At 50.4% G+C, this 26,283-nt stretch carries 22 protein-coding genes; 12 read left to right on the top strand and 10 right to left on the bottom strand.

Annotated elements, in window-relative coordinates:
• Nucleotides 1-14 precede the first annotated feature (14 nt).
• Together CBR65_RS17790 and CBR65_RS17795 are read right to left on the bottom strand one after the other, a co-directional pair.
• Nucleotides 15-1,859, bottom strand: coding sequence for a ferrous iron transporter B (locus tag CBR65_RS17790; RefSeq protein WP_087468098.1), 1,845 nt, complete (start codon nt 1,857-1,859; stop codon nt 15-17).
• Nucleotides 1,859-2,173: a FeoA family protein gene (locus CBR65_RS17795; RefSeq protein ID WP_087468099.1), complete on the bottom strand. Its 315-nt coding sequence runs from the start codon at nt 2,171-2,173 to the stop codon at nt 1,859-1,861. The genes CBR65_RS17790 and CBR65_RS17795 overlap by 1 nt, the downstream gene beginning before the upstream one ends.
• Nucleotides 2,174-2,475: 302 nt before the next feature.
• Between CBR65_RS17795 and CBR65_RS17800 the strand changes: the two genes are divergently transcribed.
• The 3 genes from CBR65_RS17800 to CBR65_RS17810 all read left to right on the top strand — a co-directional run bounded on the left by CBR65_RS17800 (nt 2,476) and on the right by CBR65_RS17810 (nt 7,816).
• Nucleotides 2,476-3,300, top strand: coding sequence for a DUF3014 domain-containing protein (locus tag CBR65_RS17800; protein ID WP_087468100.1), 825 nt, complete (start codon nt 2,476-2,478; stop codon nt 3,298-3,300).
• Nucleotides 3,301-3,599: 299 nt separating this feature from the next.
• Nucleotides 3,600-6,200, top strand: a complete 2,601-nt coding sequence (locus CBR65_RS17805; protein ID WP_198300785.1) for a TonB-dependent receptor — start codon at nt 3,600-3,602, stop codon at nt 6,198-6,200.
• Between the two features lie 92 nt (nt 6,201-6,292).
• Nucleotides 6,293-7,816, top strand: a complete 1,524-nt coding sequence (locus CBR65_RS17810; RefSeq protein ID WP_087468101.1) for a tryptophan halogenase family protein — start codon at nt 6,293-6,295, stop codon at nt 7,814-7,816.
• A gap of 12 nt (nt 7,817-7,828) precedes the next feature.
• Here CBR65_RS17810 and CBR65_RS17815 read toward each other — a convergent pair whose 3' ends face one another.
• A complete protein-coding gene (locus tag CBR65_RS17815) occupies nt 7,829-8,533 on the bottom strand; it encodes a DUF6445 family protein (protein WP_157672140.1) in 705 nt (234 codons plus the stop codon).
• Nucleotides 8,534-9,152: 619 nt separating this feature from the next.
• Between CBR65_RS17815 and nagK the strand changes: the two genes are divergently transcribed.
• The 3 genes from nagK (at nt 9,153) to CBR65_RS17830 (ending at nt 12,938) form a co-directional block, all read left to right on the top strand.
• On the top strand, nt 9,153-10,067 hold the full coding sequence (gene nagK, locus CBR65_RS17820; protein WP_087468103.1) for an N-acetylglucosamine kinase: 915 nt from the start codon (nt 9,153-9,155) through the stop codon (nt 10,065-10,067).
• 354 nt (nt 10,068-10,421) lie between these two features.
• On the top strand, nt 10,422-11,723 hold the full coding sequence (gene nagP, locus CBR65_RS17825; protein ID WP_198300786.1) for an N-acetylglucosamine MFS transporter NagP: 1,302 nt from the start codon (nt 10,422-10,424) through the stop codon (nt 11,721-11,723).
• Nucleotides 11,724-11,855: 132 nt separating this feature from the next.
• Nucleotides 11,856-12,938, top strand: coding sequence for an acyltransferase family protein (locus CBR65_RS17830; RefSeq protein ID WP_087468105.1), 1,083 nt, complete (start codon nt 11,856-11,858; stop codon nt 12,936-12,938).
• Nucleotides 12,939-13,098: 160 nt separating this feature from the next.
• Here the strand turns inward: CBR65_RS17830 and nagA are convergent, their stop codons facing one another.
• The 3 genes from nagA to CBR65_RS17845 form a co-directional block, all read right to left on the bottom strand.
• Nucleotides 13,099-14,241, bottom strand: a complete 1,143-nt coding sequence (gene nagA / locus CBR65_RS17835) for an N-acetylglucosamine-6-phosphate deacetylase (RefSeq protein ID WP_087468106.1) — start codon at nt 14,239-14,241, stop codon at nt 13,099-13,101.
• A complete protein-coding gene (locus CBR65_RS17840; protein ID WP_198300787.1) occupies nt 14,241-15,296 on the bottom strand; it encodes an SIS domain-containing protein in 1,056 nt (351 codons plus the stop codon). Before CBR65_RS17840 ends, nagA begins: the two co-directional genes overlap by 1 nt.
• A 190-nt stretch (nt 15,297-15,486) precedes the next feature.
• Nucleotides 15,487-16,521, bottom strand: a complete 1,035-nt coding sequence (locus CBR65_RS17845; RefSeq protein ID WP_087468107.1) for a LacI family DNA-binding transcriptional regulator — start codon at nt 16,519-16,521, stop codon at nt 15,487-15,489.
• 322 nt (nt 16,522-16,843) lie between these two features.
• Here CBR65_RS17845 and CBR65_RS17850 point away from each other — a divergent pair, with 322 nt between their 5' ends.
• Nucleotides 16,844-17,704: a GTP-binding protein gene (locus CBR65_RS17850; protein WP_087468108.1), complete on the top strand. Its 861-nt coding sequence runs from the start codon at nt 16,844-16,846 to the stop codon at nt 17,702-17,704.
• Nucleotides 17,705-17,842: 138 nt separating this feature from the next.
• Here the strand turns inward: CBR65_RS17850 and CBR65_RS17855 are convergent, their stop codons facing one another.
• Nucleotides 17,843-18,148 carry a DUF1244 domain-containing protein gene (locus CBR65_RS17855; RefSeq protein WP_198300788.1) on the bottom strand — a complete coding sequence of 102 codons (306 nt, stop codon included), beginning with the start codon at nt 18,146-18,148 and terminating at the stop codon, nt 17,843-17,845.
• A 248-nt stretch (nt 18,149-18,396) separates the two neighbouring features.
• Here CBR65_RS17855 and motA point away from each other — a divergent pair, with 248 nt between their 5' ends.
• The 4 genes from motA to CBR65_RS17875 all read left to right on the top strand — a co-directional run bounded on the left by motA (nt 18,397) and on the right by CBR65_RS17875 (nt 21,355).
• Nucleotides 18,397-19,251, top strand: coding sequence for a flagellar motor stator protein MotA (gene motA / locus CBR65_RS17860; protein WP_087468109.1), 855 nt, complete (start codon nt 18,397-18,399; stop codon nt 19,249-19,251).
• A 12-nt stretch (nt 19,252-19,263) separates the two neighbouring features.
• Complete coding sequence (motB, locus tag CBR65_RS17865) at nt 19,264-20,250, top strand: flagellar motor protein MotB (RefSeq protein ID WP_087468110.1); 987 nt, start codon at nt 19,264-19,266, stop codon at nt 20,248-20,250.
• A gap of 81 nt (nt 20,251-20,331) precedes the next feature.
• Nucleotides 20,332-20,775 (top strand): thioredoxin TrxC, encoded by a 444-nt coding sequence (trxC, locus tag CBR65_RS17870; protein ID WP_087468111.1) that lies wholly within the window; start codon nt 20,332-20,334, stop codon nt 20,773-20,775.
• The gene (locus CBR65_RS17875) at nt 20,768-21,355 is read left to right on the top strand and encodes a uracil-DNA glycosylase family protein (protein WP_087468112.1); all 588 of its coding nucleotides are present in this window, start codon (nt 20,768-20,770) and stop codon (nt 21,353-21,355) included. The genes trxC and CBR65_RS17875 overlap by 8 nt, the downstream gene beginning before the upstream one ends.
• Before the next feature lie 25 nt (nt 21,356-21,380).
• Here CBR65_RS17875 and CBR65_RS17880 read toward each other — a convergent pair whose 3' ends face one another.
• Entirely contained in the window at nt 21,381-22,355 is a 975-nt protein-coding gene (locus CBR65_RS17880) for a GGDEF domain-containing protein (protein WP_087468113.1), read from the bottom strand.
• 378 nt (nt 22,356-22,733) lie between these two features.
• On the opposite strand from CBR65_RS17880, the gene CBR65_RS17885 reads away from it, so the two are divergent.
• On the top strand, nt 22,734-23,243 hold the full coding sequence (locus CBR65_RS17885) for a DUF1993 family protein (protein ID WP_087468114.1): 510 nt from the start codon (nt 22,734-22,736) through the stop codon (nt 23,241-23,243).
• Nucleotides 23,244-23,321: 78 nt separating this feature from the next.
• Here the strand turns inward: CBR65_RS17885 and CBR65_RS17890 are convergent, their stop codons facing one another.
• Nucleotides 23,322-25,418: a VWA domain-containing protein gene (locus CBR65_RS17890; protein ID WP_232461243.1), complete on the bottom strand. Its 2,097-nt coding sequence runs from the start codon at nt 25,416-25,418 to the stop codon at nt 23,322-23,324.
• Complete coding sequence (locus CBR65_RS17895) at nt 25,415-25,990, bottom strand: RNA polymerase sigma factor (protein ID WP_087468115.1); 576 nt, start codon at nt 25,988-25,990, stop codon at nt 25,415-25,417. Before CBR65_RS17895 ends, CBR65_RS17890 begins: the two co-directional genes overlap by 4 nt.
• Nucleotides 25,991-26,283 lie beyond the last annotated feature (293 nt).

The following is a 26,283-nucleotide window of genomic DNA, read 5'->3' on the forward strand; positions in this document are numbered from 1 at the left end:
CTCCGTCAGTGACATCAATACCAGAGCATGGCGATTTGATAGGTCGCCCATGCAGCAAAATAGGCCAGTGCGAACAAATACACGGTAAAAAAGGTTGTTGCCGCGCGCGAGTTGGTTTCGCGACGCACCACGGCGATGGTAGCAATACACTGGGGTGCATAGACAAACCAGGCCAGATACGCGAGCGCGACCGGTAATCCCCAGCTGTTGCCGATGGCGTAGCCCAGAGCTGCATCCGCCGACTCACCACCTACCGCATACACCGTTGCCAGGGCGCTGACCGCGACCTCGCGCGCTGCCATGGCGGGAATCAGGGCGATACACATCTCCCAGGTGAAGCCCAAAGGGGCAAATAGCGGCTGCATCCAGATGCCCAGGCGACCGGCAAAGCTGTACTCAATGGCGGCGTGGGTCGCGCCTTCCGGCGCGGCCGGATAGCTGGCGAGGAACCACAAGAGAATCGACAGCGCTAGAATGATGGTGCCCACACGGCGCAGGAAGATCCAGGTGCGTTCACGTAATCCGATCAACACATGATAAGCCATAGGCCAGCGGTAGCTGGGCAACTCCAGCAGCAGGGGATATTCCTCGCGGGTCTGGCGGCGACGCATGATCCAGGCAACCAGGGAAGCGCTGACGATCCCGGCCATATACAAGGCAAAGAGGGTCAAGCCTTGTAAGTTAAAGATCCCCCACACGGTCTGCTCCGGGATAAACGCCGCAATAATCAGTGCGTAAACCGGTAAACGGGCAGAGCAGGTCATCAGCGGCGCTACCATAATGGCGATCATCCGCTCCAATGGGTCCTGAATGGTGCGGGTAGCCATGATGCCCGGCACCGCGCAGGCAAAGCTGGACAATAAAGGAATAAACGAGCGACCGGACAAACCGATACCGCGCATGGGGCGATCCAGCAAAAACGCAGCGCGGGTGAGATAACCGGAGTCTTCGAGGATAAGAATAAAGAAGAACAGGATGACGATTTGTGGCAGGAAGATAATAACCCCACCCATACCGGCGATCAGGCCGTTAACAATAAAATCCTGCAGCACGCCTTCGGGCAGCACCGTGGCGGCGCCATCGGCAAGAAAGGTGGTGCCTGCATCAATCAAATCCATCACCGGCCCCGCCCAGGCGAAGACTGCCTGGAAGATCACCAACAGGATGCTGAACAGGATAACCAGCCCCAGGACCGGATGCATAACAAAGGCATCAAGGCGGTCCTGCCAGCGTGGCGCTGCGTCCGGCTGCACAACAAACTGTGACATCAAGGCTTCAATGTGATGATAAGACGCTTCTACCGATTGGTGTTCGCTGGGGGTGCGAACCACATCGGACTGGGATTTATCGACGGCAAAATCGGCCAGCGCCTTGCGCAACGCATCGGCACCATGGTTATGGACCGCGACCGTTTCGACGATGGGAATACCGAGGGCGTGCGATAAACCCGCCACATCAATACTAATGCCGCGTTTGCGCGCTGCATCGACCTGGTTCAACGCCAGGATTAGTGGGCGGTTAAGCTCTTTAAGCTCAAGCACCAGGCGTAAGCCCAAACGCAAATTGGTAGCGTCCACCACTGCAATCAGGGCGTCCGGTAACGCTTCGCCGATCATCTTCCCGAGGATGACATCGCGAGCTACTTGCTCATCCGGTGAGGTGACGATCAGGCTATAAGTACCGGGTAAATCCAACAACTCGGCAGGATGCTGCATCCCGCTCAACTGGCCGACGCGCCGTTCAACCGTGACACCGGGATAATTCGCCACCTTGGCGCGTGCGCCGGTCAAGCGATTGAAGAGAGAGGTTTTACCACAATTGGGATTGCCCACCAGGGCGAAACGAAGACTTGTCGACATTAACGGGATTCCGCGCTATTGATCAATTCCACACTGACTTTAGCGGCCTCAGCGCGACGAAGGGCAAACTTGGTGCCGTTGACCTGAACAGCCAAGGGGTCGCTACCCAGCAAACCGAACCCGATAACTTTGAGCTTGGCACCAGGCAAGAAACCTAACTCCTTGAGTCGCAGGGATACGCCGTTGTCTTGCTGGCCGAATAAGGGCTGAGCCAGCAGCTCTACTACGCGTACCTCTGCGCCCTTGGCGCATTGATCAAGACGTAAGGCGGGTGACTCGGTGAGCGAGGCGGCAGGGTTGAGGGCAGTATTCATAAGAGTGGGAATCTTTATGCAAATGAGAGTAATTACTAAAAAGAATACTCGATTTGATCGGGGGTAGCAATTTGATGCTCTCCGCTTGCGGTGCGATCCAGGTAAAGTTTGGTATGCGAGCGACGGAATGTTTGTGGATGATCACTGAACCCGCGACACAGCACAGAGTCCTAGCGAAAGGTTATCTTCTGCGCCGGATTGCAGGACGGCGCAAGTTTTTTCGCCTTTGCTAGTGACTCGGACCGAATTCTTCCCTAATCTCGGCAAAGGGCATCTCATCCAATCGCGCAAGGATTTTCTGTATGGCTAATGAGCAAAACAAATCGATCACCACCACGGTAGTTCTGGTGTTGGTTGCTGCTGTTGTGGTTGCGGCAATTGTGTTCTTTTATTGGCGTCCAGCAAAAGAAGAAGACAAAAATGTGTCACTTCCCCCTCCGCTTGTACAGACTGAACCAGAACAGGTTCCTGAGCCGGAGCCGACTCGCCCCGTTTATGAAGCGCCTGAACCAGAACCCCAGGAAGAGCCCCTGCCTGAACTGGGTAACAGCGATCAAAGTGTATTGGATGCGTTCGGCAAACTTGCCGCCGATGCACCGTCGCTGATTGTGCCAGAAGAATCTATACGCAAATTTGTGCGGGCGGTAAACGCCGTTGAAGAAGGCAAGGTTGTTCATGAGTACCGGCCACTGGTTTCGCCAGCGCCGCCGTTTCAGGTGGAGCGTGATGGCACGGTGGAGGAACAACAGGTGCAACAATACACCTTGTCGGAAGAGAACTATCGTCGCTATGACAAATATGTAGCGACATTTGCTGCTATAGAGACCGACGCGTTGGCTGCCTTGTACAAACGGTTCTACCCATTGCTGGAAGAAGCTTATCGTGAGATGGGGTTGAAAAAAGGCAACTTTCACACGGTAATGCTAGGCGCTATTGATAATCTGTTGGCCGCACCGGTGGTGGAACAGGACATCCTGTTGGTGCGTCCCAAAGTGTTTTATCAGTACGCCGATCCCGCGCTGGAGAAACTCCCGGCCTCCCACAAACTATTGTTGAGAATGGGGCCAGATAACACCCGTCGCCTACAGGAAAGTTTGAAAAACCTGCGGGCCAAATTGGCTGAATAAATGATCTGCCAGCAAGGTACTTTGGTTGGTGCCTTGCTGGTACAGCGCTGTCATTTCAATAAAAACTTTTCATATATTTTCTTTTCTTTATCCCATCTTTAGCCAAATTTACCTTCATCCCTCTGATTTTTAAGGCAAAAGCGGTTTTTAACGGCTGAAAACATGACATGGCGCCGCTATTGACAACGTTGTCCCTCGGGTTTAATGTCGAACGACAACGTTGTCCAGTGCGCCGTTATTATTGCTGGCGGGTTGTCAAGACTAATGGCTTTATCAAAAAAGAATCAGAGGGGATAATCATGGCTATCAAACTAAGAGATGCAATAAAAGCGGTAAATAGGTCCGCCGCGATATACGGTACGGCTGCCACCCTGGCGTTGACGGGTGTTGCTGCCAGTGCGCAGGAAGTGGTTGATGAAATCGTGGTGACGGGGATTCGGGGGGCATTGAAAAATGCCGTGGATATCAAGCGTAACTCAACTGCAGTTGTAGATGCAGTTTCCGCTGAGGATGTAGGTAAATTCCCTGATTCAGATTTAGGTGAGTCTCTCAGCCGCATTCCTGGTGTTACCGTAGGACGATCTTTCGGCCAAGGCGCATCTGTATCCATTCGTGGTGGTGCACCACAAATGACCTTGACCCAGTTAAATGGGCAAAACGTAGCTTCAACTGGATGGTACGACCAGGTTGCTATTGATCGTTCATTCAATTACTCGTTGCTTCCGCCGGAAGCTATTGCTGGTATTGATGTTTATAAATCATCCCAGGCAGATCTTAACGAAGGCGGAATTGGCGGTACTGTGATTGTAAAAACACGCAAACCGCTGGATATGGATGCAAATACCGCATTCTTGGGTGTCAAAGCGAGTGTAGGCACAATCAGCGATGAAACGGCGCCTAATTTCTCTGGTTTGTATAGTTGGAAAAATGACTCGGAGTCGTTCGGTATATTAGCCGCAGTATCCTACAGTGATGATGAATATGTTCGTCAGGGTGATGAGTCTGATTTGGCTTGGAGTGCGGCTGCAGTTCCGTCGCGCTTTGTTCAACAACGTGAACGTACGACCGTTAACCTAGGTGCTCAGTTCGCGCCTACGGATGAGTTACAGTTCGGCATCAATTACATGTCGTTAGAGCTGGTTGGTGACAATACATCAAGTTCTGTGTATTTGTTCGGTGCTGGCGGCGATTGTACAAATACCAACGTGAGCGGTGTGTGTGATACACGTGTTATTTCTGAAGCTCAAGCTGTGCCCGCTTTTGGTCAGACCTGGGCGCGTGTCGGTACCATGACATCAGACACAATCGCCATTGATGCTTCTTATGAGGTTGATGGATTTAAGTTAAGTGCTGCTATAGGTTCAACAGAGGCTGAAGGTGGTACTGATTTAACGACTAACTTTGGCTTTTATCCTCTGGCTAACTGGGCTGGCACAATTGACGCTTCCGGCCGAACTATCAATATTGATGGTCCAAAGCACGTTACAACCGTTGAGGATTTGCCAAACACTAGACCCGAAGGTTGGGCGGTTGGGAAAGGGCCAAACTCGGATGAGGAAGTTTACGGTCAACTTGACGTAGAGTTTGATTTGGATTTGGGTGCGATAAAATCATTTAAGGCGGGCGTTCGCTACACTGATCACGATGTAGAGAAATTTAACTACAAAGGTGCATTAGATCCTGATGCTCCCACCTTACCTGCTAGCGAATATTACGGCGGCAATGAGGACCTCGGCTTTAGTGATAGCGCCAGCTTCCCAGTGCCAAAACCGGGAGCAATGTATGCTGTAACGCGTGATACGCTGGAGTCATGGACGGAAATCCGCTCGGGCTACAGTACTATTAATGAAAAAAATAGCGCTCTTTACGGTATGTTTACGTTCGAAGCGGACGGTATTCGCGGTAACTTCGGTTTGCGCTATATCCATACTGATGCAGAAAGTGATTCTTATAAGCTTGATGGTACCCCGCTGGCGGATGGTGATATTGATGCTAACTTGTACTACAGCACTACCATCACAACAGATAAGGCGGATTATGATGATGTATTGCCGAGTGTGAATATATTGTTTGATCTAACGGATAGTTTGGTGTTGCGTATGGCAGCAGCGCAAACAATTGCTCGTGCTAATTACAATGATATGTTCAGCGCCTCCAGCCAAGCGGGTTATGAAGACACAATTGCGGGTAATGAAACACTGACTAAAGGTTCTATTGGCTTGCTACCAATGAAGTCAAGCCAGGCGGATTTAGGTCTTGAATACTATTATGGTGATGGCAATTTGTTGTCCGCAACCTACTTTGTTAAAGACATCAATAATTTTGTTGTCTCCGATACCAGCTTTAATCAGTCAATTGGTTTGGTTAGTCCTGACTCCGGTCTTGATAGTTGGACTGTGAACAATCAGGTCAATGCTGGTGGTGGTGAGATCGAAGGTATCGAGCTGCAATGGAGCCATGCATTTGATAACGGCTTTGGTACAGTTATCAACTACACTTATGCTAATGGCAATGCTCCTGGCGAAGTGTTCTCTGACCAGCAAGGGTTGTTCACTGAATCCTCGAAGGACAGTTTGAACTTGGTGGGGTATTGGGAAAACGATGTCTACTCTGCTCGCGCTGCGTATAACTGGCGTTCAGAGTACATCGTCCGTGAGACAGGTTATTACGGTAATCGCATGCATGATGATTACGGTTCGCTTGACCTGAGTTTCGGATGGAATGCGACAGACTTTATGACGTTTACATTTGAAGCTACAAATGTTCTCGAAGAGGACGATATTCAATATGGTATTTCTCCAGCCTCGTCAGGTGTGAAACAGGAGCTGCGTGCTGAGTATCCTGCTTGGGCATTTAAGGGTGAGGCACGTTACACCTTGGGTGTGAGCTTCCAGTTCTAATTCAGGTTGTATGAGTGGTTGAATGAAAAAGCCCAGTTTATCTGGGCTTTTTCAATTTCAGTTTTCAGCATGATTATTTTCTGGATAAACAGGTGAAAATTAAGCGTATTGCAATTGTCGGTGGCGGTACTGCGGGGTGGCTTGCTGCCAACCATTTGGGCTTTGAGTTACGAAAAGACCCCGAAATTGAAATAACGTTGATCGAGTCGAAGGATGTTCCTTCTATAGGTGTGGGTGAGGGAACGGTTCCTTATATTAAAAAGGCGCTGGAGAAATTTGGTATTTCTGAAGCAGAACTAATTGCTAGCTGCGATGTAACTTTTAAGCAGGGTATAAAATTTGTTGAATGGCTTAATTCAGCTATTCATGGAGAAAAGCACTACTACTATCATCCGTTTGAATCACCATTTCCATCGGGTATTGATATTATCCCGTATTGGCTTAATCATCGTTCAAGGGAGAATTTCCATGAAATTACCGCGCAATCATATGCTTGCGAAGCAAAGCTGTGCCCCAAAAAAATATCTTCCCCCCCTTACCAAGGAGAAATGAATTACGCATATCACTTCGATGCGATTAAATTTGCCAAGTTGTTGTCGAGAAATGCTATTTCAAAATATCGTGTAAAACATAAGATTGCTACAGTTGTTGGGGCACAAAAAGATGACGCGGGAAACATTGATTCCTTAATGCTTGGCTCTGGGGAGTCTTCAAAGTTTGACTTCTACATTGACTGCAGTGGGTTTTCTTCTTTATTAATTGAAAAGGAGCTATCAGTTCCTTTTGTTGATAAATCCAATCAGATACTTACCGATACCGCATTGGCACTACAGGTGCAAACTGAAGCAGATGAAGAAATACCACCCTATACAATTGCTACAGCACATAAAGCAGGCTGGGTTTGGGATATAACGCTAACAGGTAGGCGGGGAACGGGTTTTATCTATTCCAGTCAGCATATGAGTGAAACTGAAGCCGTAGAGGGTTTTTCGAAGTATCTTGGTGTAGATGTTGAGATGTTATCGCCTAGAAAGATATCTATGCCTGTCGGTTATCGAGAAGAGTTTTGGGTTAATAATTGCGTTGCTATAGGTTTGTCACAGGGGTTTGTTGAACCTCTTGAAGCTACCTCAATATTGATTACAGATTTTTCTGCTGAGTATTTGGCTCGCGCCTTTCCAGTAAACGTAGAAGATATTTCGCTTTTAAAAAAACGTTACAATAAAGTTGTCGAATATAGTTGGGCAAGGATTTTGGATTTTATTAAGCTGCATTATTGTATTTCTGATCGGGATGACTCAGATTTTTGGCGTGAGAATAGAGATATGTCGAATGTGTCCGATGTCTTGGTTGAGCGACTATCTATATGGGAAAAATTTCATCCGAAAAAATCTGATTTTTTTAGTAAATTTGAAGTTTTTGATGTAGAGAATTACTTGTATGTTTTATATGGAATGAAGTTTTATACCGTGCCTCCTCATGCCTCCGCGTATGACGTTGAGAGCGGCCAGGGAAAGATGGCACAAGTGAGGCAGGACGCAGAAAGGTTAGCTGTTGAACTTTTAGGCCATAGGGAATGGTTGGATAAACTAAAAAAGGCTATGCAACCTGGTTGATTTTTTGAGTGCTCAGAATGCTACAAACGAATTTGCCGTTAGGCGACCGGTTTTAGGATTGTCATCTACGCTGTAAGTGGAATCAATATAAGGAGAATGTAGTAAGCAGCTGCGATAAATGATCATTCGATTGAATTTTGCATCAGCCACGCCTAGTTTGGTGAAGCGTTCATCTGAGTCGGTAAAATACTCTTTTTTAAGTGGTTTTTCTTCTATCTCTCTGAAGTAAATATCTTCAAAGCTCTTTCTTTTCTCTTGCGTAATTGTCTCGTAACCAGTGGTATTGTGACGGTAGAAAGCGGTACCTCCATGCGTTTCATTGCATAAAAAAAGCAACAATGCGAATTGGTAAGGGTTGGTTGAGTCGAAATGTGGCATTAGCTGTACCTTGCGTAAACTCTCAGGCTTAATGGTAATCAATGAGAGTGAACAATCCGCTTTATTCATATCCCAAGCAAGGGATATGCCTTCATATCCTTGAGCGAGAATCGGCTTGATCACGGCCATTAGCGAATCGGAATATTCTTTCGGTGCTGGCAATTTTATACCTGGATAGAAGTTGCAATGTCCAGTGTAATGCTCGAAATTCTCCCTTGCTGATGCATAATCAACCATATGCTCGGGTTGTTGCATGAAGTTGTCGATAATAAGAACCTTCTGCTTCTCTATGCCAACCGAAAATGATTTGACTAGCAGCTGTGTATTAATTTGGAACACATTAACTCCCATATATTGGTATTGCTCGATTCTTACCTGGCTCGCTTGATGGGTGCCACCATAATTTAGTTTACGGCGATTTTGTATTCATTGACAACGTTGTTTGTGGCGTGTGTTACTGTCTACTTCTCGCGGCTGGAATAGCACATTGGCAGGTAAGGATGACCTAGCGCCAGCTATGATGCTTAATTAAGAGAAGATGCTGCTGTTCAGGGAGCTATATAACTTATTTGGAAGATATAGCGGTGTCGCAAGAAATACAAAATTATTGACAACGTTGTCTTCGCGGCGTAATGTATCTTTGAGCGTGTATCTCCGGTTGTGAATGCTCTGCTTATGTTCGTTGTTGTTGGTTTCTTTCGGGGTTTGGCAGATCCGCCATGTGAGCCTCGAAGCAGTCCAACGATGTAGTTGATATCTATCATGGCTCTTTTGTGGTTGGCGCGTGTCATACCGCCAACCCTTTTTACAAGCCTGTGAAGATAGATAAAAAGGAAGGCGGAATAACTCTAAATACAGGATTTGATTGACGTTGGTGGTTGAGATATAGCGAATCCCTCCGATCAGCAAATTAAGCGAGAGTACCGCACAGGCATTGCTAATAAATATGAGGTTGGTTATGGGGATACACCCAATCAATGACAGTGCGTTAGAAGAACCTTTATATCTGGGCATCGACGGTGGCGGCACCAAGTGCCGTGCGCGCATCGTTTCTGCTAAAGACGAAGTCCTGGGTACCGGTGTCGGCGGCCCTGCGAACCCGCTCCATGGTGTTCAACAAACTCTGAATTCAATCCAGACAGCTACCGAGCTGGCATTGGCGGACGCTGGTTTGCCGGTAACGGCGATCAGTCATTTAACCGCTGGGCTGGGGCTGGCTGGGGTTAACCTGCCCAGTTTGTTCGATGTGATCAACAAGTGGCAGCATCCCTTCAAAACCATGTATTTGACTACCGACCTGCACATCGCTTGTCTGGGTGCGCATAACCGTGACGAAGGCGCGGTGATGGTGGCTGGTACAGGCTCTTGCGGTTACTCCTTTGTGAAAGGTAAGGCCACGATTCTCGGTGCGCACGGTTTCCCGTTCGGGGATATCGGCAGCGGTGCCTGGATGGGGCTTGAAGCGATTAAAGCAGTGTTGCTTGCCTCTGATAATCTTGGTCCGCAATCCATCCTCAGCGATTTGATTGGCGATCACCTACAGGCCAAGGGCGTGATGATTGTTGACAAGATGGCGGCAGCAAAATCCAGTGACTATGCCAAGTTGGCCATCTTTGTTCTGGATGCCGCTGATCTTGGCGATGCGGTTGCGTTGAGTATTGTCCAGCAGGGTGCTGATTACATGAGCGCTGTGGCGGAAAAATTATGGGAAACCGAGCCGCCGCGCATGTCATTGCTTGGTGGTCTGGCGCCGCGTCTGACGCCCTGGATGAAACCATCGATTGCTGAAAGTCTGTCACCGCCTCTCAGTCAGCCGGAGTTCGGTGCGATCTATTACGCAAAGCGAATGAGCCGCTTGACGGCGACCGCCTAGGATTCGGGCGGGCTAGGAATTTGAGTGGGCTGGAAATGTAAACAGTGGTCTCGCCCGCTCAAACTGAGCCGCATTGTTGTTCCTATTGTTATAGGTGTTATAGGTGTTATAGGCGGCTTATATAAGTCCATGGTCCACGGGTTATGGACAAGAGTTACCTCGGTCAATACCACGCGTTCGCGCGTTATAAAAAACAGGTGCCTCTGGATGGGTTATTTAAGTTGTTGACCCATTCAGAGCGTTCCTCTTCGCCATAGTGTTCAAATAATAAAAGCGTTTGCGCCGCTGGTGGATGTCAAACGCGTTCATATTTCACTCCCGATTGTTTGGGAGCAATTCACGAGAAGCAGGTTTATGGAAATGACAGTTGATACCGCACCGGCACAAAAAAGCAGCGTCATCCCAATGGCCATTGTTGCCGGATTATTTTTTATCCTGGGGTTCGCCACCTGGTTGAATGGCTCCTTGATGCCTTACCTTGAACTGGTGTTAACACTGACGCCCGTGCAAGCCTCCTTCATCCTGTTTACGTTTTATATTGCTGTGGTGGTTTTCTCGATTCCCTCGGCCTGGGTTATTCGGCGTGTGGGTTACAAAAACGGTATGGCGCTGGGCATGCTCGGCATGGCGGCGGCTGCGTTCATGTTTATTCCCGCAGCAAAAACACATATGTTCGGTTTGTTCCTGGTTGCGCAATTTATGATGGGTGCGAGCCAGACGTTACTGCAAACGGCGGTAAATCCTTACGTGGTCAAGATCGGCCCGGAAGAGTCTGCGGCGGCACGTATCAGCATCATGGGTATTTTGAACAAATCTGCTGGCGTCGTGGCACCTATGGTATTTGCCGCGATGATTTTGGGGGGGATGAAAGACTATTCAACCCAGGCACCGACGCAGGAAGAAATTGAAATTCTTGCCAGCAACCTCGTGTTTCCCTATATCTGCATGGGTTTGTTTATTGCGTTTTTAGCGCTGTGCGTAAAATTTTCACCTTTGCCAGAATTGAATCTGGAGAAGGAAGATGCGCAAGTGGCGGACAAAGGTTCAGTGTTCCGTTTTCCGCATTTAGTACTGGGTGTTATCGCACTCTTTTTATATGTCGGTGTAGAGGTTATTGCGGGTGATACGATCGGCTCTTTTGGTCGCAGCATTGGCTACAGTGGCTTTGCGACACTGACATCATTCACGATGGCGTTTATGGTGATGGGTTACTTTTTGGGCGTTTTGTTAATTCCCCGTGTGATCTCACAGCAAAAAGCGTTGATGTTGTCTGCTATTCTCGGTGTTATTTTAAGTTTGTCTATCGTATTGGGGGACAGCACATCCTCCAGTTTTGCAAACGTATTGTTTGTGCCTCTCGGTTTGCCTGCTCTGCCTAACACCATCATGTTCCTGGCGTTGCTGGGCTTGGCGAATGCTATTGTCTGGCCGGCAATTTGGCCTATGGCGTTGAGTGGTTTGGGCAGCTATACCAGCACTGGTTCGGCGATGTTGATCATGGCGATTTCTGGTGGTGCGGTCTTGCCTTTTGTGTTGGCTGGTGTGGCATCAATCGGTGATATCGGTCGTCAGACGGCATACATTGTGATGACGCCCGCTTACCTGTTTATTCTTTTCTATGCAGTGAAAGGTCACAAGCTAAGAAGCTGGAAGTGATCTTTTAATAAGTCCCATTGGTTTAATCAACATGGCTGTTAATGCGTTGCATTTACAGCCATTTTTTTTGCGGCTTATTGTGGTTCTGTTATGGAATTTTTATAAGCTGCCCGGCTGTCAAAAGGTGTAATCATGACAACGAAACAACGTTTTCAGGCGCTGGATGTAATGCGTGGCCTGACGCTGGCTTTAATGATTCTGGTCAATACGCCCGGTTCCTGGAGCTATGTGTACTCCCCCTTACTGCATGCTGATTGGCATGGCGCCACGCCTACCGATTATATATTTCCGTTCTTTTTATTTATGGTCGGTGCGGCCATGGTGTTCTCACAAAAATCACTCAATGCCTTGTCTTTCTCTGAGCAGGCAACCAAAATCTTTCGGCGTACACTGGTGATTTTTCTGATTGGCTTGTTACTGAATTATTTTCCGTTTACCCAGGACCCGAGTAATTTGCGGTTTCTCGGCGTGTTGCAGCGCATAGCACTGGCATACTGTTTTGCAGCCTGGATTGTGTTATATGCCAATACGCTCTGGCGCCTGGTTATTGCGGCGGCTTTGTTGTTGGGTTATTGGGCTTTGTTACAACTGAATGCTGATCCATACAGTCTGGAACATTCCGTTGTGCGTCAATTCGATATTTGGGTGCTTGGCGAACAGCACTTATGGCGTGGTAAAGGTATCGCTTTTGATCCGGAAGGTTTATTGAGCACCTTGCCGGCCATCGTCAATGTATTGATTGGTTATGAGGTTACCCGGCATCTTATTTCTGCAAGTGACAAGATCAAAGCGCAGTGGCAATTGTTTGCTGCTGGCGTTGTGATGACAGTACTAGGCTTGCTATGGCATCCGGTATTTCCCATCAATAAAAGCCTGTGGACCAGTTCATTTGTACTCTTGACCAGCGGTGTGGGTGTGCTGGTGTTGTTAGTGCTGGTGAGGTTGGAAACATTCTCCTTTATGCAAGGCATATACAAAGCCTTTACCATGTTGGGGCAAAATCCTTTGTTCATTTATGCCTTGTCTATCTTGTGGGCCAAAACGCTCCTGATTGTGCCTGTCGGTGAGGTCTCTGCGTATCAATGGCTGTACGATCAATTATGTAAAGTGGTTGATCCTTATAACGCGTCGTTGATGTTCGCTTTGATTCCTGTGGCGGTACTGTGGGTTGTTGCCTGGTACTTGCATCGCAAGAAAATCATTATCTCGATATAAGGGAATAAAAAAACCCATCAACCACGAGGGTTGATGGGTAAGCGCTTTGTTTTTCGAGGAAGAAAAACGATTTATGGAGAACAACAACAAACATCAACGGACAAAAAAACGTTACAACAGAACGACATTAAAACTACAACAACACAACCATGAACAACAATCAGTGATGCAAAGGTTTACCATCAATCCAGCTGTTAATCAGATTCAGATTTTCATCCACCAGAATCATGCTGGCTTTATAGCCGGATTTCAGCAAACCCAATTCATTTTCCAAACCGACCATCGCAGCAGGATACAAACTCGCCATACGCACGGCTTCGCCTAACTCCAGTCCTAACATAGATACACTGTTGCGCACGGCGCTGAGCATATCCAGGTCGGAACCCGCGAGTGTTCCGGTGGCAGTAGCGCAACGACCGTTCTCGCTACGAATAACTTCACCGTTTAACACAAATTCTTTATTGATCGCACCCACGGTGGGCATAGCATCGGTAACCAGAACCATCTTGCCGCGCGCCTTGGCTGCCAGTGCAACTTTCAACGCAGCCGGGTGAACGTGATAACCGTCTACAATAATGCCGCAATAACTATCGGCATTTTCCAGTGCTGCGCCGATCATGCCCGGTTCGCGACTGGTGAGCGGCGTCATGGCATTGAACAAATGAGTAAAGCTGCTCAGGCCTGCCGCCAGCGCGGTTTTTGTCTGCTCGTAGTCAGCGGCGCTATGGCCTGCTGCAACGGTCACGCCGGCTTCAACAAGGCCGTGAATAATCTCTGGTGTAGTCAGCTCCGGTGCTAAAGTCACCAGTGTTTTTCCGCGCTTGAGCGACGTCAATAATGCAAATGCTGATTCATCAATGGTGCGAAATTTTTCCGCATTATGAACACCTTTACGCGCCGGATTTAAAAACGGACCTTCCAGATGAACACCGACGATTCCAGGTACGTTTTCATTCATCGCTTGCTCTACTGCCGCGATGGCTTTTTCCACAACGCTAAGGTCATCACTGATCAGCGTTGGTAACAATGCCGTCGTGCCGAACAGACGATGTGCTTCACCAATTGTGCGTAAGGTTTCTACCGTGGGAGCATCGTTAAACAATGCACCGCCACCACCATTCACTTGTGTATCAAACAAACCCGGCAGTAACGTCAGGCCCTTAAGATCGGTTTGCGCAATGTCTTCAGGCAATTCAGCAGCTGGCACTACAGCGTGAATGCGGTCGCCAGTGATGATGAGTGCATGATCCTCAAGCCACTCATCACCAGTAAAAATTCGGCCGTTAACCAGTGCACTGGTCATTACATTGTCTCCGTAACCTTGCGCAGGTGCGGCGGCTCATCCGGGTTGTAACCGCGCGCGATAGACAGCGCATTAGCCATGCGATAAAAGCTTTGTACTGCGAGCATGGGGGCGATCGCCGGGTGTGCACCCTGCACGACTGGCAATGAGCCGCTGATACTTTCGCTGGCTACAAATACCTTGGCATCGCGTGCGCGAAAATCTTCAACCAGAGAGTCCATGCCAGCCAAGGTTTTGTCTTGCTGGGCGAACAATAAAACCGGAAAGCCTTCACCGACGATCGCCATGGGGCCGTGTTTTACTTCCGCCGCACTGAAGGCTTCAGCGTGCAAGCCGCAAGTCTCTTTTAATTTAAGTGCTGCTTCTTGTGCGGCACCAAAACCAATACCGCGACCGATAACAAACAGGTTGCGTGCGTCTTTCAAACCATCAACAACAGCTTGCCAATCATTTTCCCAGGCTTGTGCCAGAGATTGCGGCAAACTTTTCAGTGCCGTTTTCAATTCGTCGTCGTTACCCCACTCAGATACCAGATGCATGATCGCACCCAAGGTAGCGAGATAAGATTTGGTGGCAGCGACACTTTTTTCGGAGCCGGCGCGCAGGGGAATAACAATATCGGCCATCTGAGCCAAGGGTGAATCTTCAACATTTACCAAAGCTAATGTCAGGGCGCCGCCGGCTTTGGCTTGTTCGACGCTGGCCAGCAAGTCAGGGCTTTTGCCTGACTGGGAAATGGCGATGTAGAGCGTGCCTTCCAATTGTTGCTTGGCGAAATAAATCGAGGTAATAGACGGTGCGGCTGATGAGGTCACCAGGCCAAGACGAGTTTCAAACAAATATTTTGCATAGGTTGCCGCGTGGTCGGAGCTGCCGCGCGCGCAAGTGACGATGGATCGTGGAGCAAAAGCTTTCAGTCGCTCGACTGCAGCGGCAATCAAAGGGGCATTAGCCTCAAATTGCTGGGCAATAACACTCGACGCGGAAGCGGCTTCCTGAAACATCAGGGTTTCTTCAGGCTGCAGGCGAGGGGCTAAAACACTGGCTGACGACATAAAAACCTAACTCCAAAAATGAAACGGGTTGCGAGACAACGTTGTCATTGTGGACTGATTTTTAACCGTTGTAAAGGCATTGGCGCAACAATGCCTGATTTTTTTAACGGGTAGACATTTTGATCAATCGGAAGATTGCGCCGGGTAAGGCTTGGAAGCGGCCCCGCCCCAAAGGTTCGGGACCGGCTTATCAGGCTTTGCGGCCCAGGGCAGGGCAGGTGGAGTCGCGCACAATCAATTGCGGGTAAAACCCTTCGCTGTCGACCTTATGGTCGGCGTTGTTGCTGTTGCGAATGCATTCGATCAGCAATGCTGTAGCCCGTTGGGCAATCGTGCGGTTGGGTTGTTGGGCGGTAGTCAGGTTTGGCCAGGCCTGGCGGGAAAAGGGGCTGTCTTCAAACCCGACGATGGAGAGCTGGTGCGGCACATCCACGCCCTGGATGCGCGCGGCAAACAGCGTGCCCGCTGCAATTTCGTCGTTACAGGCAAAGACCGCGCTGGGCTTGCTGTTGGCAGACAGTAATTGACGGGTGCGCTTAACACCGGACTCAAATGAATATTCCCCACCGACAATCAACTTTTTATCGACCGGCAGCTTGTTGTCTTTCAATGCGGCTTTGTAACCTTCAAGGCGTTCAATACTCGATTTATGCGCTTCCTCTCCACCGAGGAAGGCAATGGATTTATGACCCAGGTCGATCAGGTATTGGGTGATGCGGTAAGCCGCTGTGCGGTCATCGATAAAGATGCAGGGTGCTTTGTCATCCGGTGGATGGGAGCCGGACAGGATGCGCACAAATTTGATCTTGCGCTTGCTCAGGGCGGCGAGCACTTCCGGCATCTCCGACATGGGTGGTGTCAACACCAGTCCGCCCACGCGACTGCGATCAATCATGCCCAGCACTTCGTCAATGATATTTTCTGACTTTGCGTCACAGGGGTGGATAATCAGCTCATAACCCTGACGGTGACATTCACCGAGGATACCGTGCTGCATATCGATCACGTAGTTGCTGTTAGGGTTGTCGTAGATAAAACCGATGGAGGAGGCTGCGCCGCGCAATAACCGGGCCGACAAGTTGGGTTGATAATTCAGTTCTTTGACGGCTTTCCACACCCGATCCTGCAAATCCTGACCGACAGTAACCTCTTTATTGATCACGCGTGAGACGGTTTTGAAGGACACGCCGGCGAGTTTGGCAACGTCTTTGATAGTGGGTTTCATAGTTGTCTAATGATTATGTTGTTCTCGTGGCCGCTAGAGTAGTGTGTCGAGGCGGCCAGTGCAATCAACCAGGGTGAAAAGCCGTGGTAGCGGCAAGGTTTCTGATACGCTGGCCGCGTATTAATTCACAAACAGTGAAGCGGGCGTATCTGAAAAAGTAAGACAGTGTAAAGCGCTTTGGCCGATTACGGTCAGACGTGCCAAACTTAGCGGGTAGCGCCAGGTAATGCTGCACTCCAATTCCTGACCAGTAACCTCCTGAAGTGAGCGCATCGGCCGCGCGGAGGTTCCTCAATATCTATAAAAAATGAGGACGTAAACCATGAAACTCGCCACGTGTTTTCGCTTTATCTCCCCCGGTACCGGGGTAATAATCGCCGCGATCCTGCAACTTGCACTGCCTGCTCATGCTGCCGAAGGGCGGCGACTGGAGCAGTTATGGGTAACAGCGGGTTTGCGTGTACCGGAATCCGCACTGGTGTATGAGGACGGTAAAGAAAAATATTTATTCGTGAGCGAAATTGACGGCAAAGACGATGATGGCGAGGGCGGTGTAGCCCGGCTTTCATTGGATGGCAAAATTCTCGAACACGACTGGGTGCGCGGCCTGAACGGTCCGAAAGGCATGGGAACGCACGACGGAAAATTGTACGTAGCGGATGTGAAGGACGTGGTGGTGATCGATATCGACTCGGGTGATATTGATACGCGGATTCCAGTAGTGGATGCCGTATTCCTCAACGATATCGCCATCGATATCAACGGTGTCGTTTATGTGTCTGATACACGCACCAATAAAGTACACCGTATCGTCGAGGGTAAGGTGGAGCTGTACCTCGACAATATTCCTTCCCCCAACGGATTGCGCACCATCGGCAGCACGCTCATCGTGGGTGCGGCGACCCGGCTCTTGTTGGTTGATAAAGACAAGAACCTGCTCACTTTGGCGAAAGGTTTTGAAAGCAATATCGATGGTGTTGAGATGACGCAGCCGGGCGAGTTTATTGTGTCCTGTTGGGCGGGGCTGGTGTATTACGTTTACGCCGACGGGCGCATCGAAAAGTTATTAGACAGCCGCGATACACAGATCAATACCGCCGACATCGGGTTTGATGACGAAAGTCGGATAGTGTACGTCCCCAACTTTCACAAGAATTCACTGACCGCTTATCAGCTGCGTTGATGATAGTTGGCTAAAAACTTGATGAGTACGTAGGTCGGATTAGCACAGCGTAATCCGACGCTCTATCGCCTCGGCATGTCTCCAGCGGCGTCAGCTAACCTCACTCAACAGACCAGCAACTGACGCCGCTATGTCCAATCAGGACTTATCTCCATTAAAGTGCGCCTGCGCCTCCGCACTCGCCGGCGTTTGGTACTGATCTTTCCACTCCGGGTACGGCATGCCGTAAACCCGCTCCCGCGCATCTTCGTAATCCAGTTCAATTCCTTGCTCGGTCGCCGCTGCCACATACCATTTGCTGAGGCAATTGCGGCAAAAGCCAGCCAGGTTCATCAGCTCAATATTCTGTACATCCTTACGGCTGTCCAGGTGTTCCAACAGCCGGCGAAAGGCGGCTGCTTCCAGAGCTTGTTGGGTGTGAGGGTCCAGTTGGTCGATCTTCATGGTCAGAGTCCATAACAGCGGATTGGGCCGGCTAGTGTAGAAGTTCATCCGGAGCGTGACAAACCTCGCTGGCTGTGTGCGGTATTTGTCATCTCGGTAAATTTTCGGGAAATCCCCTCAATTAGAATCTATAGTTGTCGATAACGTTAAAGCTCATATCAAAAGCGCATACGCATACCTGTGCCGGTTTGCCGGGCACTATTTTGCAAAGCATAGAAAGTTCCAAGGGGTTCTGAGGGGAAAGTCGCGTGAATACTATTATCGGTGCGGTGGTCGTCATCGGCTGTATCTTGTTGGGTTACACCATGCACGGCGGCCAAGTGATGGCGCTGTGGCAGCCGAGTGAGGTCATTATCATCTGTGGCGCCGCATTAGGTGCCATGATTATTTCCAACCCCTTGTCTGTGAGCATTGGCGTAGTGAAATCTGCCGGTGCGCTCCTGACGCCATCCAAATACAACAAGGCCATGTACCTGGACCTGTTGACCATGATGTACGACATCTTCAACAAAACCCGCCGTGAGGGTTTGATGGCCATTGAAGGCGATATCGAAGAGCCTGAAAACAGTCCTATCTTCAGTAACTACCCTGAGATCCTTAAAAACCACCACGCGATTGATTTTATTTGTGATTACCTGCGCATCATGGTGGTGGGCAGTATGGCGCCGCATGAGCTGGAGTCGCTGATCGATCAGGAGCTGGAAGGGCATCACCAGGAAGCGGCATTGGTCCCCGGTGCTATTGCCAAAGCCGCCGATGGTTTACCCGGTTTCGGTATTGTGGCTGCCGTTTTGGGGATTGTGATCACCATGGGGAAACTGGGCGGTCCGCCGCAAGAACTGGGTGTATCCGTGGCGGCCGCGTTGGTGGGAACCCTCTTGGGTATTCTGTTCGCCTACGGTTTTATCGGTCCCTTTTCTGCCTACCTCGAACACAAAAACCGCGACGAAGCGCATTTCTATGAATGCATCAAGGCTTGCCTGATGGCGTCGATGAATGGGTTGCCCCCGCAGATTGCGGTGGAGTGTGGCCGCAAGGTGCTGTATCACAGCGTGCGTCCAAGCTTTACTGAACTTGAAGAACAATATCGTGCCAAGAAGTAAGGGCCACTGACGATGGAAAAGGGCGCTCAGTCAATCATTATCGTCCGCAAGAAAAAGGGCCATGGTCACGGACACCACGGTGGTTCCTGGAAGGTGGCTTTTGCTGACTTTATGACAGCGATGATGGCCTTCTTTCTGTTGATGTGGGTATTGGAAACCACCACCAAAGAGGAACAGTTGGCGATAGCCGGCTATTTCCAGGACCCCGGCAATGAATTCATCATTGGGCCGGGTGGTGCGGATTCCGGTGTAATTGATCTGACGCCTGAACCGAAAGACTCAGAATCCTCCCGCGAGGAATCCGATATACCTGAACTTTCCGAAGACGATTTGCGTCGGCAGTTGGAGCAGGCGGAACAGGAGCAGTTGGAAGAGTTGAAAGAGCAACTGGAAACCGAGATCAGTCTGGATAGGGTGTTTGAGTTGTTGAAAGACCAGATCCTGATCGACTTCACCGCCTTGGGGCTGCGCATTCAGATTGTGGATAAAGAGCAGCGGCCTATGTTTGATGTAGGTAGCGCCCGGCTCAAGTATTACTCCAAAGATGTGCTCCATGCGTTGGCGCCCATCCTTGATAAAGTCCCCAATAAGATCAGCATTACCGGCCACACCGACGCTATGCCTTACGGTGCCGGTGCGTCCTATACCAACTGGGAGCTATCGGCGGACCGCGCCAACAGCGCACGCCGCGCCTTGCTGGGGGGGACTTACCCGGAGGCCAAGGTGGCCACTGTGCAGGGGATGGGGTCTGTTGCGCCGCTGTTGGCCGATAAGCCGATGGACCCTATCAACCGGCGCATCGCTATCATCGTCCTGAAGAAGGCGGTATCCGATGCGTTGGCCAGTGGCGGTAGCGGCCTCAAGAGTTCCGATTTAATCACCGATCCTATTCCGTCCGCACCGCGTACTGACGTCGAGCGGGAAGGCGCGTCGCGCGTGATGTCGGAGTCGGAGGTCGATGCAGCCATTGATGCCCAGTCGCGTGATACCGAGGAATGATGGCTCGTCAACGCTTGAAAAAATCCCACCTGGCCTGAAATAGCGTTCAGACGCCCTCTTTTTGTTTCAGGAACAACCACCATGAGCAGCCTGCAAATTACCTGTCCCCAATGTCTTGCCACCAATCGCCTGCCCGCAGAGCGGCTGGGCGATGGCCCTAAATGCGGCAGTTGTAAAACACCGCTCTTCTCAGGGCACCCTATGAACCTGACCAGCGCTAATGCGCAAGCTGTGTTGGGTAATAACGAGATACCGGTGTTGGTCGATTGTTGGGCGCCCTGGTGTGGTCCCTGTCAAAGTTTTGCGCCAGTCTTCGAGGCGGCTGCGCAACGGCTTGAACCTTACGTGCGCTTGGCCAAGCTTAATACCGAAGCAGAGCCCCTGGTGGGGGAAGGTTGGTCCATTCGTAGTATTCCCACCCTGATCCTGTTCAAAGGTGGCCAGGAAGTTCAACGGGTATCCGGTGCTTTGCCGCTACCACAACTGATGCAATGGGTGTATCAGAGCCTCAACCCTGATGGCTGATAGTGATTTGATCCCGCTGGTCGATGCGGTGCGTTCCTGTGATCTCTGCGCGGCGCATCTGCCTCATGGGCCCAATCCGATTATCCAGATTGATCCGCGAGCGCGCATCCTGATTGCCGGCCAGGCACCTGGGCGCAAGGTTCATGAGTCGGGGATTCCCTTTAACGACGCCAGCGGTGAACGTCTGCGTGACTGGATGGGGGTGACGCGGGCGGCGTTTTACGATGCGCGCCGCATCGCCATTTTGCCCATGGGGTTTTGTTATCCCGGCACCGGGAAATCCGGTGATCTGGCACCGCGTCCGGAATGTGCGGCGCACTGGCGGCAAGCCTTGCTGGAGCAGCTGACGGAGGTGCGGTTAACGCTGGTCGTCGGACAATATGCCTTGGCCTACCACCTGCCTCAGCGACCGGCGACGCTGACCGATACGGTAAAAGCCTGGCGCGAGTATTTTCCAGCGGTCCTGCCCTTGCCGCACCCCAGCCCGCGCAACAATATCTGGTTACGGCGTAATACCTGGTTTGAAGAAGACGTGGTGCCAGCCTTGCGCCAGCGGGTGCAGCAGGTATTGAAGGCTTGAGAGGATCAGGATTTATGTGACCGGATTAGTCCGCGAGAACAACCCGATTACGCCCTTCCTGCTTGGCCTGATACATCGCCCGATCTGCCCGCTCAAACCATTGAATAGCCGTTTCCTCTGTTTTCAATTCAGCGCAACCCAGCGATGTGGTGATAGCGCCAGCCGGGCTTTTAATATGTGCAGCAATCTGGGTACGAAAATCGTCTGCTACCACGCGGGCAGCGTCCTTGTGAGTATTGCGGGCGAGGATCACAAACTCCTCACCCCCAAAGCGGAACAGGCGATCAGTTTTGCGTGCCCGCTGACGTAACAGGTTGGCGATATCCACCAGCAATTCATCGCCACATTGATGGCCGAAGTTATCATTCACCTCTTTAAAGTGATCCAGATCCAGCACGATAACGGTGGCGGGCGTGCCGCTGCGTTTGAAGTCATCAATGCAGCGGGTCATCTCCAGATCCATGGAGCGTCGATTACCCAGGCGAGTCAGGGCGTCCTGGGTAGCATAGGTCTGCAATAGCTCATGATGCTTATTCGCCTCACGGGAAAAAACGAACGTCATGCTGCCGGCAAATAACAGGGCGGCCAACATGCCGACCGCCGCCACCTGATCCCCGACTTGCATGGCAACAGGGACCATGGCGAACATGATCAGCAAGTTAACGGTTACTGCAAACGGTGTACGCAACAGGAAAAAGTTCGCGCTGAAAGCGGGAAATATCCAGAAAAAATACAGTGGACCATTCAGATAGATTATTGCGACAGTGGCAACACTGTATTGCATGGCCGCGAGGATAGAGGGATAAAACACCGACTGCGTGCGGTGTGCATACAAGGCGTTCGCCCCGGCGATAATCACAATGAACAGATCCAGCGCTGCCTTGACGTATTCGCCATTGAGATAACGCAGCACCACAAAGGGCGCAACGCCGAGGGTGGCGAGCGCGGCGAATAAATAAATCAAGCCAAGCTGGAATCTTTTTTTGGAATCTTCGAGCATTCGATCTTGTGTCTCCACACAGCTGTCCGTTGCACAGCGGCTATTGGTTACTCTAAGAGCATAGCCGCAATTTCATACGCGCGATTTTTTTATCTTTATAGGATGTCAGGAGTCAGGCGACCCCCGAAGGTTCAATAGCGGCTCGCGGGACTGAATGTATTTATTATTAGCTGATGGCAGCGGTCCCGGCCGCGCGCATTATCGGTTATTCAACCCGGATGCGCAAAGATTGGCTTCAGCGCCAATGACAACGTAACGATCCATTCACTTTAGGGTAAATGCCTGGCATATGATGCATTCAGCCCGCGGAACTGGCGCAGTTGTCTGCTATGCTGATGTTCAAAGATTTCACCCCCCGAACTTACCGGAGTTATTGTGATGTTGTATGAACTTACCGTTATTCAATTTTCCAAGATGTTGACCAATCTGGATCTGATTCTCGACAAGGCAGCTGCCTATGCCGAGGCCAAAAAATTTAATTCAGAGGTATTGTTAAATGCTCGCCTGGCACCGGACCAGTTTCATTTGATTCGTCAGGTACAAATTGCTTGCGACACCGCCAAGTTGGGGGTAGCGCGCCTGACCGGTAAAACTGCGCCGGTTCACGAGGATAATGAAACCAGTGTGGCGGAACTGAAAGCACGGATTCACGACGTGCTTGCGTTCCTGTCGAGTATGAATCCTCAGGATTTTGAAGGCGCGAAAGAGCGTTCCATCAGTCAGCCGCGTTGGGAAGGAAAATATCTCACTGGCTTTGAATACGCCGTTCAGCACGCCGTTCCCAATCTTTACTTTCATATCACGACCGCCTACGCCATCTTACGGCACAACGGCGTCGACCTGGGGAAGAAAGATTATCTCGGGGCCATGCCTTTCAAGAGCGCGTGAGTAGGTTTTATAAATAACGTTAGACAATATCCAATACATTGCCGGAGCCATAATCCGTTTGGCTCCGGCAACTTCTCGTTACATCGCTTTCGCTAATTTCGCTTTGCGTACCAACTGAATAAATTCGGTGCGGTAGCCGTAGTCATCCGTGCCTTTGGTTTTCTGGGCCAGCGCAATCACATCGTCATAAGTGTAATCGCCAATAAAGTGGCTGCCGCGCAACAATTGGGCAAAGCCCGCGACGGCAGTGGCAAAGCCGGCTTCTTGCTGAAGTGAATCAGGTGCTATCTTATCCAGCGTGATGGACTGGCTTGCGGTGATCGGTTGTTCGATCAGCTGCGATTGCTTTTCGCCCGGCAACTTATAACGAATCCGTAAAAAGGCGTACTCATTCCCAGTGTTACTGGCTGGTTTTGTATTTTCAGCCGGCGCATAACGGCTGGGCTCCAATAAAGGCTTGCCTTCACCGACCGGTGTAATTTCATAGATTGCGGTCACACTGTGGCCGGCACCGATATCTCCGGCATCGACTTTATCGTTATTGAAATCCTCACGCTGTAATGCGCGAGTTTCATAACCGATCAAACGATACTCCGCGACCTTGGCTGGATTAAATTCCACTTGAATCTTCACATCATTGGCGATGGGAAACAGCGTCGACGTTGCTTCGTGCACCAACACTTTTTGCGCTTCACTCAGCGTATCGATATAAGCCGCGATACCATTGCCGTTCTGCGCCAGGGTTTGCATCATGGCGTCCTGATAATTGCCCTGGCCAAAACCCAATACCGAAAGATAAATACCCTGGTCGCGTTTGCGTTCCACCAGCGTTTGCAAATCGCTGTCGCCGGTGGGGCCGACATTAAAATCGCCATCAGTGGCGAGGATAATGCGATTGACCGCTTTGGAATCGAAGTTGGCCTCCGCTAATTCATAAGCGCGTTGAATACCTTCCGCGCCGGCAGTTGATCCGCCAGCCTGCAACTGCTGCACAGCTTTGAGAATTTTTTGCTTTTCCTTCACCGCAGTGGGTTCCAGGACCGTGCCTGCTGCGCCGGCATACACCACAATGGCCACGGTGTCATCGGGTTTTAAATTGTTCAGCAATAATTCCATGGATTGCTGTACCAGGGGCAATTTATCCGGGCTGTGCATAGAGCCTGACACATCCAGCAAAAACACCAGGTTACTGCGCGGTATAGCACCCGCTGGCAGCTGGTAACCTTTAATGCCGATGTGGATTAATTTATTGCCTGCCTTCCAGGGCGAATCCATCACCGAAACGCTGGGTAAAAACGGCGATTTTTTATCACTCGGCACGGGATACTGGTAATCAAAATAATTCACCAGCTCCTCAACGCGTACGGCATCCTTGGACGGCAAGTAACCATTGTTCAGGTTGCGGCGAACAAAACTATAGGCTGCCGTATCCACGTCAATTGAAAATGTCGACACCGGTTCTTCGCTGACCGCCTTGACGGAGTTTTCCTGGAATTCGGCAAAACGGTCGCGAAATTCGGCGGGTGGCGGTGCAACTGCGAGGTCGCTCGCCGTGGCGATGGATGGCATCGGGCTGGCAGGCATAGCCAGGCGTGCGGTCTCCTGAGCGCGCTTGGCAGACATGACTTTTTGTTCTGCCATTGCCAGGGGCTCGGCCGGTGAATACTCGGTGGCAATTTCCGACTCACGCAAGCCAGTCACTATGATTTCTTCAACAGTGTCATCCGCTGCGGCATTTATCTCCGGGCGTCTTAACTCCTTCGACATCGCTGTGTCGTCCATCGTGGAGCTGGCGGTGTAGAGTGGCATCTGCTGAAACAGCAGCACGCCGACTACGGCAAGGCTGCAGGTCGCCAGACCGCTGATCAATAATTTCTTTTGCGCAAAATTAACAGAGTGATCGTTCATGGAATCTGTCCTGTTCGGGTTGTTGGTACCCATAGGACGAAGCCAGGCCAGAAAACCTTGGAGCCCGAATGATTTTTTTTGCGAAGCCGGATTTTTTTCAGCGGTTTGCGCGTCGGCCGACTGTGTTTCTGCAGCTTGTTGTTCCAGCGTCAGGGCCTCTTGCACCGCATCAAATTCCATCAGTGCCAGATTCAGCGCGCGTTTTTTTGCCTCGCTGTCCGGTGTCGGGTTAGTGCTGAATGCTTTGTTGATTACATCATCGGTCATAGTCTTGCCTCCTGTAATTCGGCGGAGGGAACCTGTAAAAGAAGGAGTTGTTTGCGAATTTCGTGCAACCGCCAGGACACGGTGCTTTCCTTGATGGATAAAACGCTGGCTGCTTCGGCGTGGGTCATGCCTGCCGCGTGAACGAGCAGGGCGGTTTCTTTAAAGCCGTCGGCCATATCGTCGAGAATGCTGAGTACCTGCTGTAAATAGATGTTGGTTTCAGCAGGATTATCCTGGCTCTCAGACGCTTCTGTCGGCACATCATCTTCGTTCCTGTTGTCTTCACTCCTGCTGTCTTCACGCCAATGGCGCGACTGGCTGCGTTGCCAATCTTTGGCACAGTTGACCACCAGGCGATAGAGCCAGGTCGTAAAGGCTGATTCAAAACGAAACTGGGTTAACGTCCGGGCCAGCTTGATACATGCCTGTTGCGTTACATCTTCCGCATCGGCATGGCTCCCGCACCACTTGTACGCGAAGCGAAACATGGTGTCGTAATGGTTATTGAGCAATGTTTCGAACGCTGCTCTGTCGCCCTGTTGTGCCAGACGAATGTCGTCAGTCTCTGTCATCTGGAGTGCAGCCAATCAGTTGTTTGATCATAAGACGCCGCCATGTGATAAATCCTTGGCCAGTAATTAGGAATCTTGCTATTCGGTGATTCTGAAACTGTGCGATTGACAAGGAAATTATGGCAAACCAAAAAGGTGGAGCTTTTGGGGAAAAGGTAATCGTGATGTACCCGGCAGATGTGGAGTAAGAAAATATGTAACGGTTTTATTGTGCATGTGAATGTCCCTCATGAAAATCCTTGTGCATTGCTTATACAATTTTTTGTACAGACCGGACAAGATGTTTCTCAAGC

Source organism: Cellvibrio sp. PSBB006, from assembly GCF_002162135.1.
GTDB lineage: Bacteria > Pseudomonadota > Gammaproteobacteria > Pseudomonadales > Cellvibrionaceae > Cellvibrio.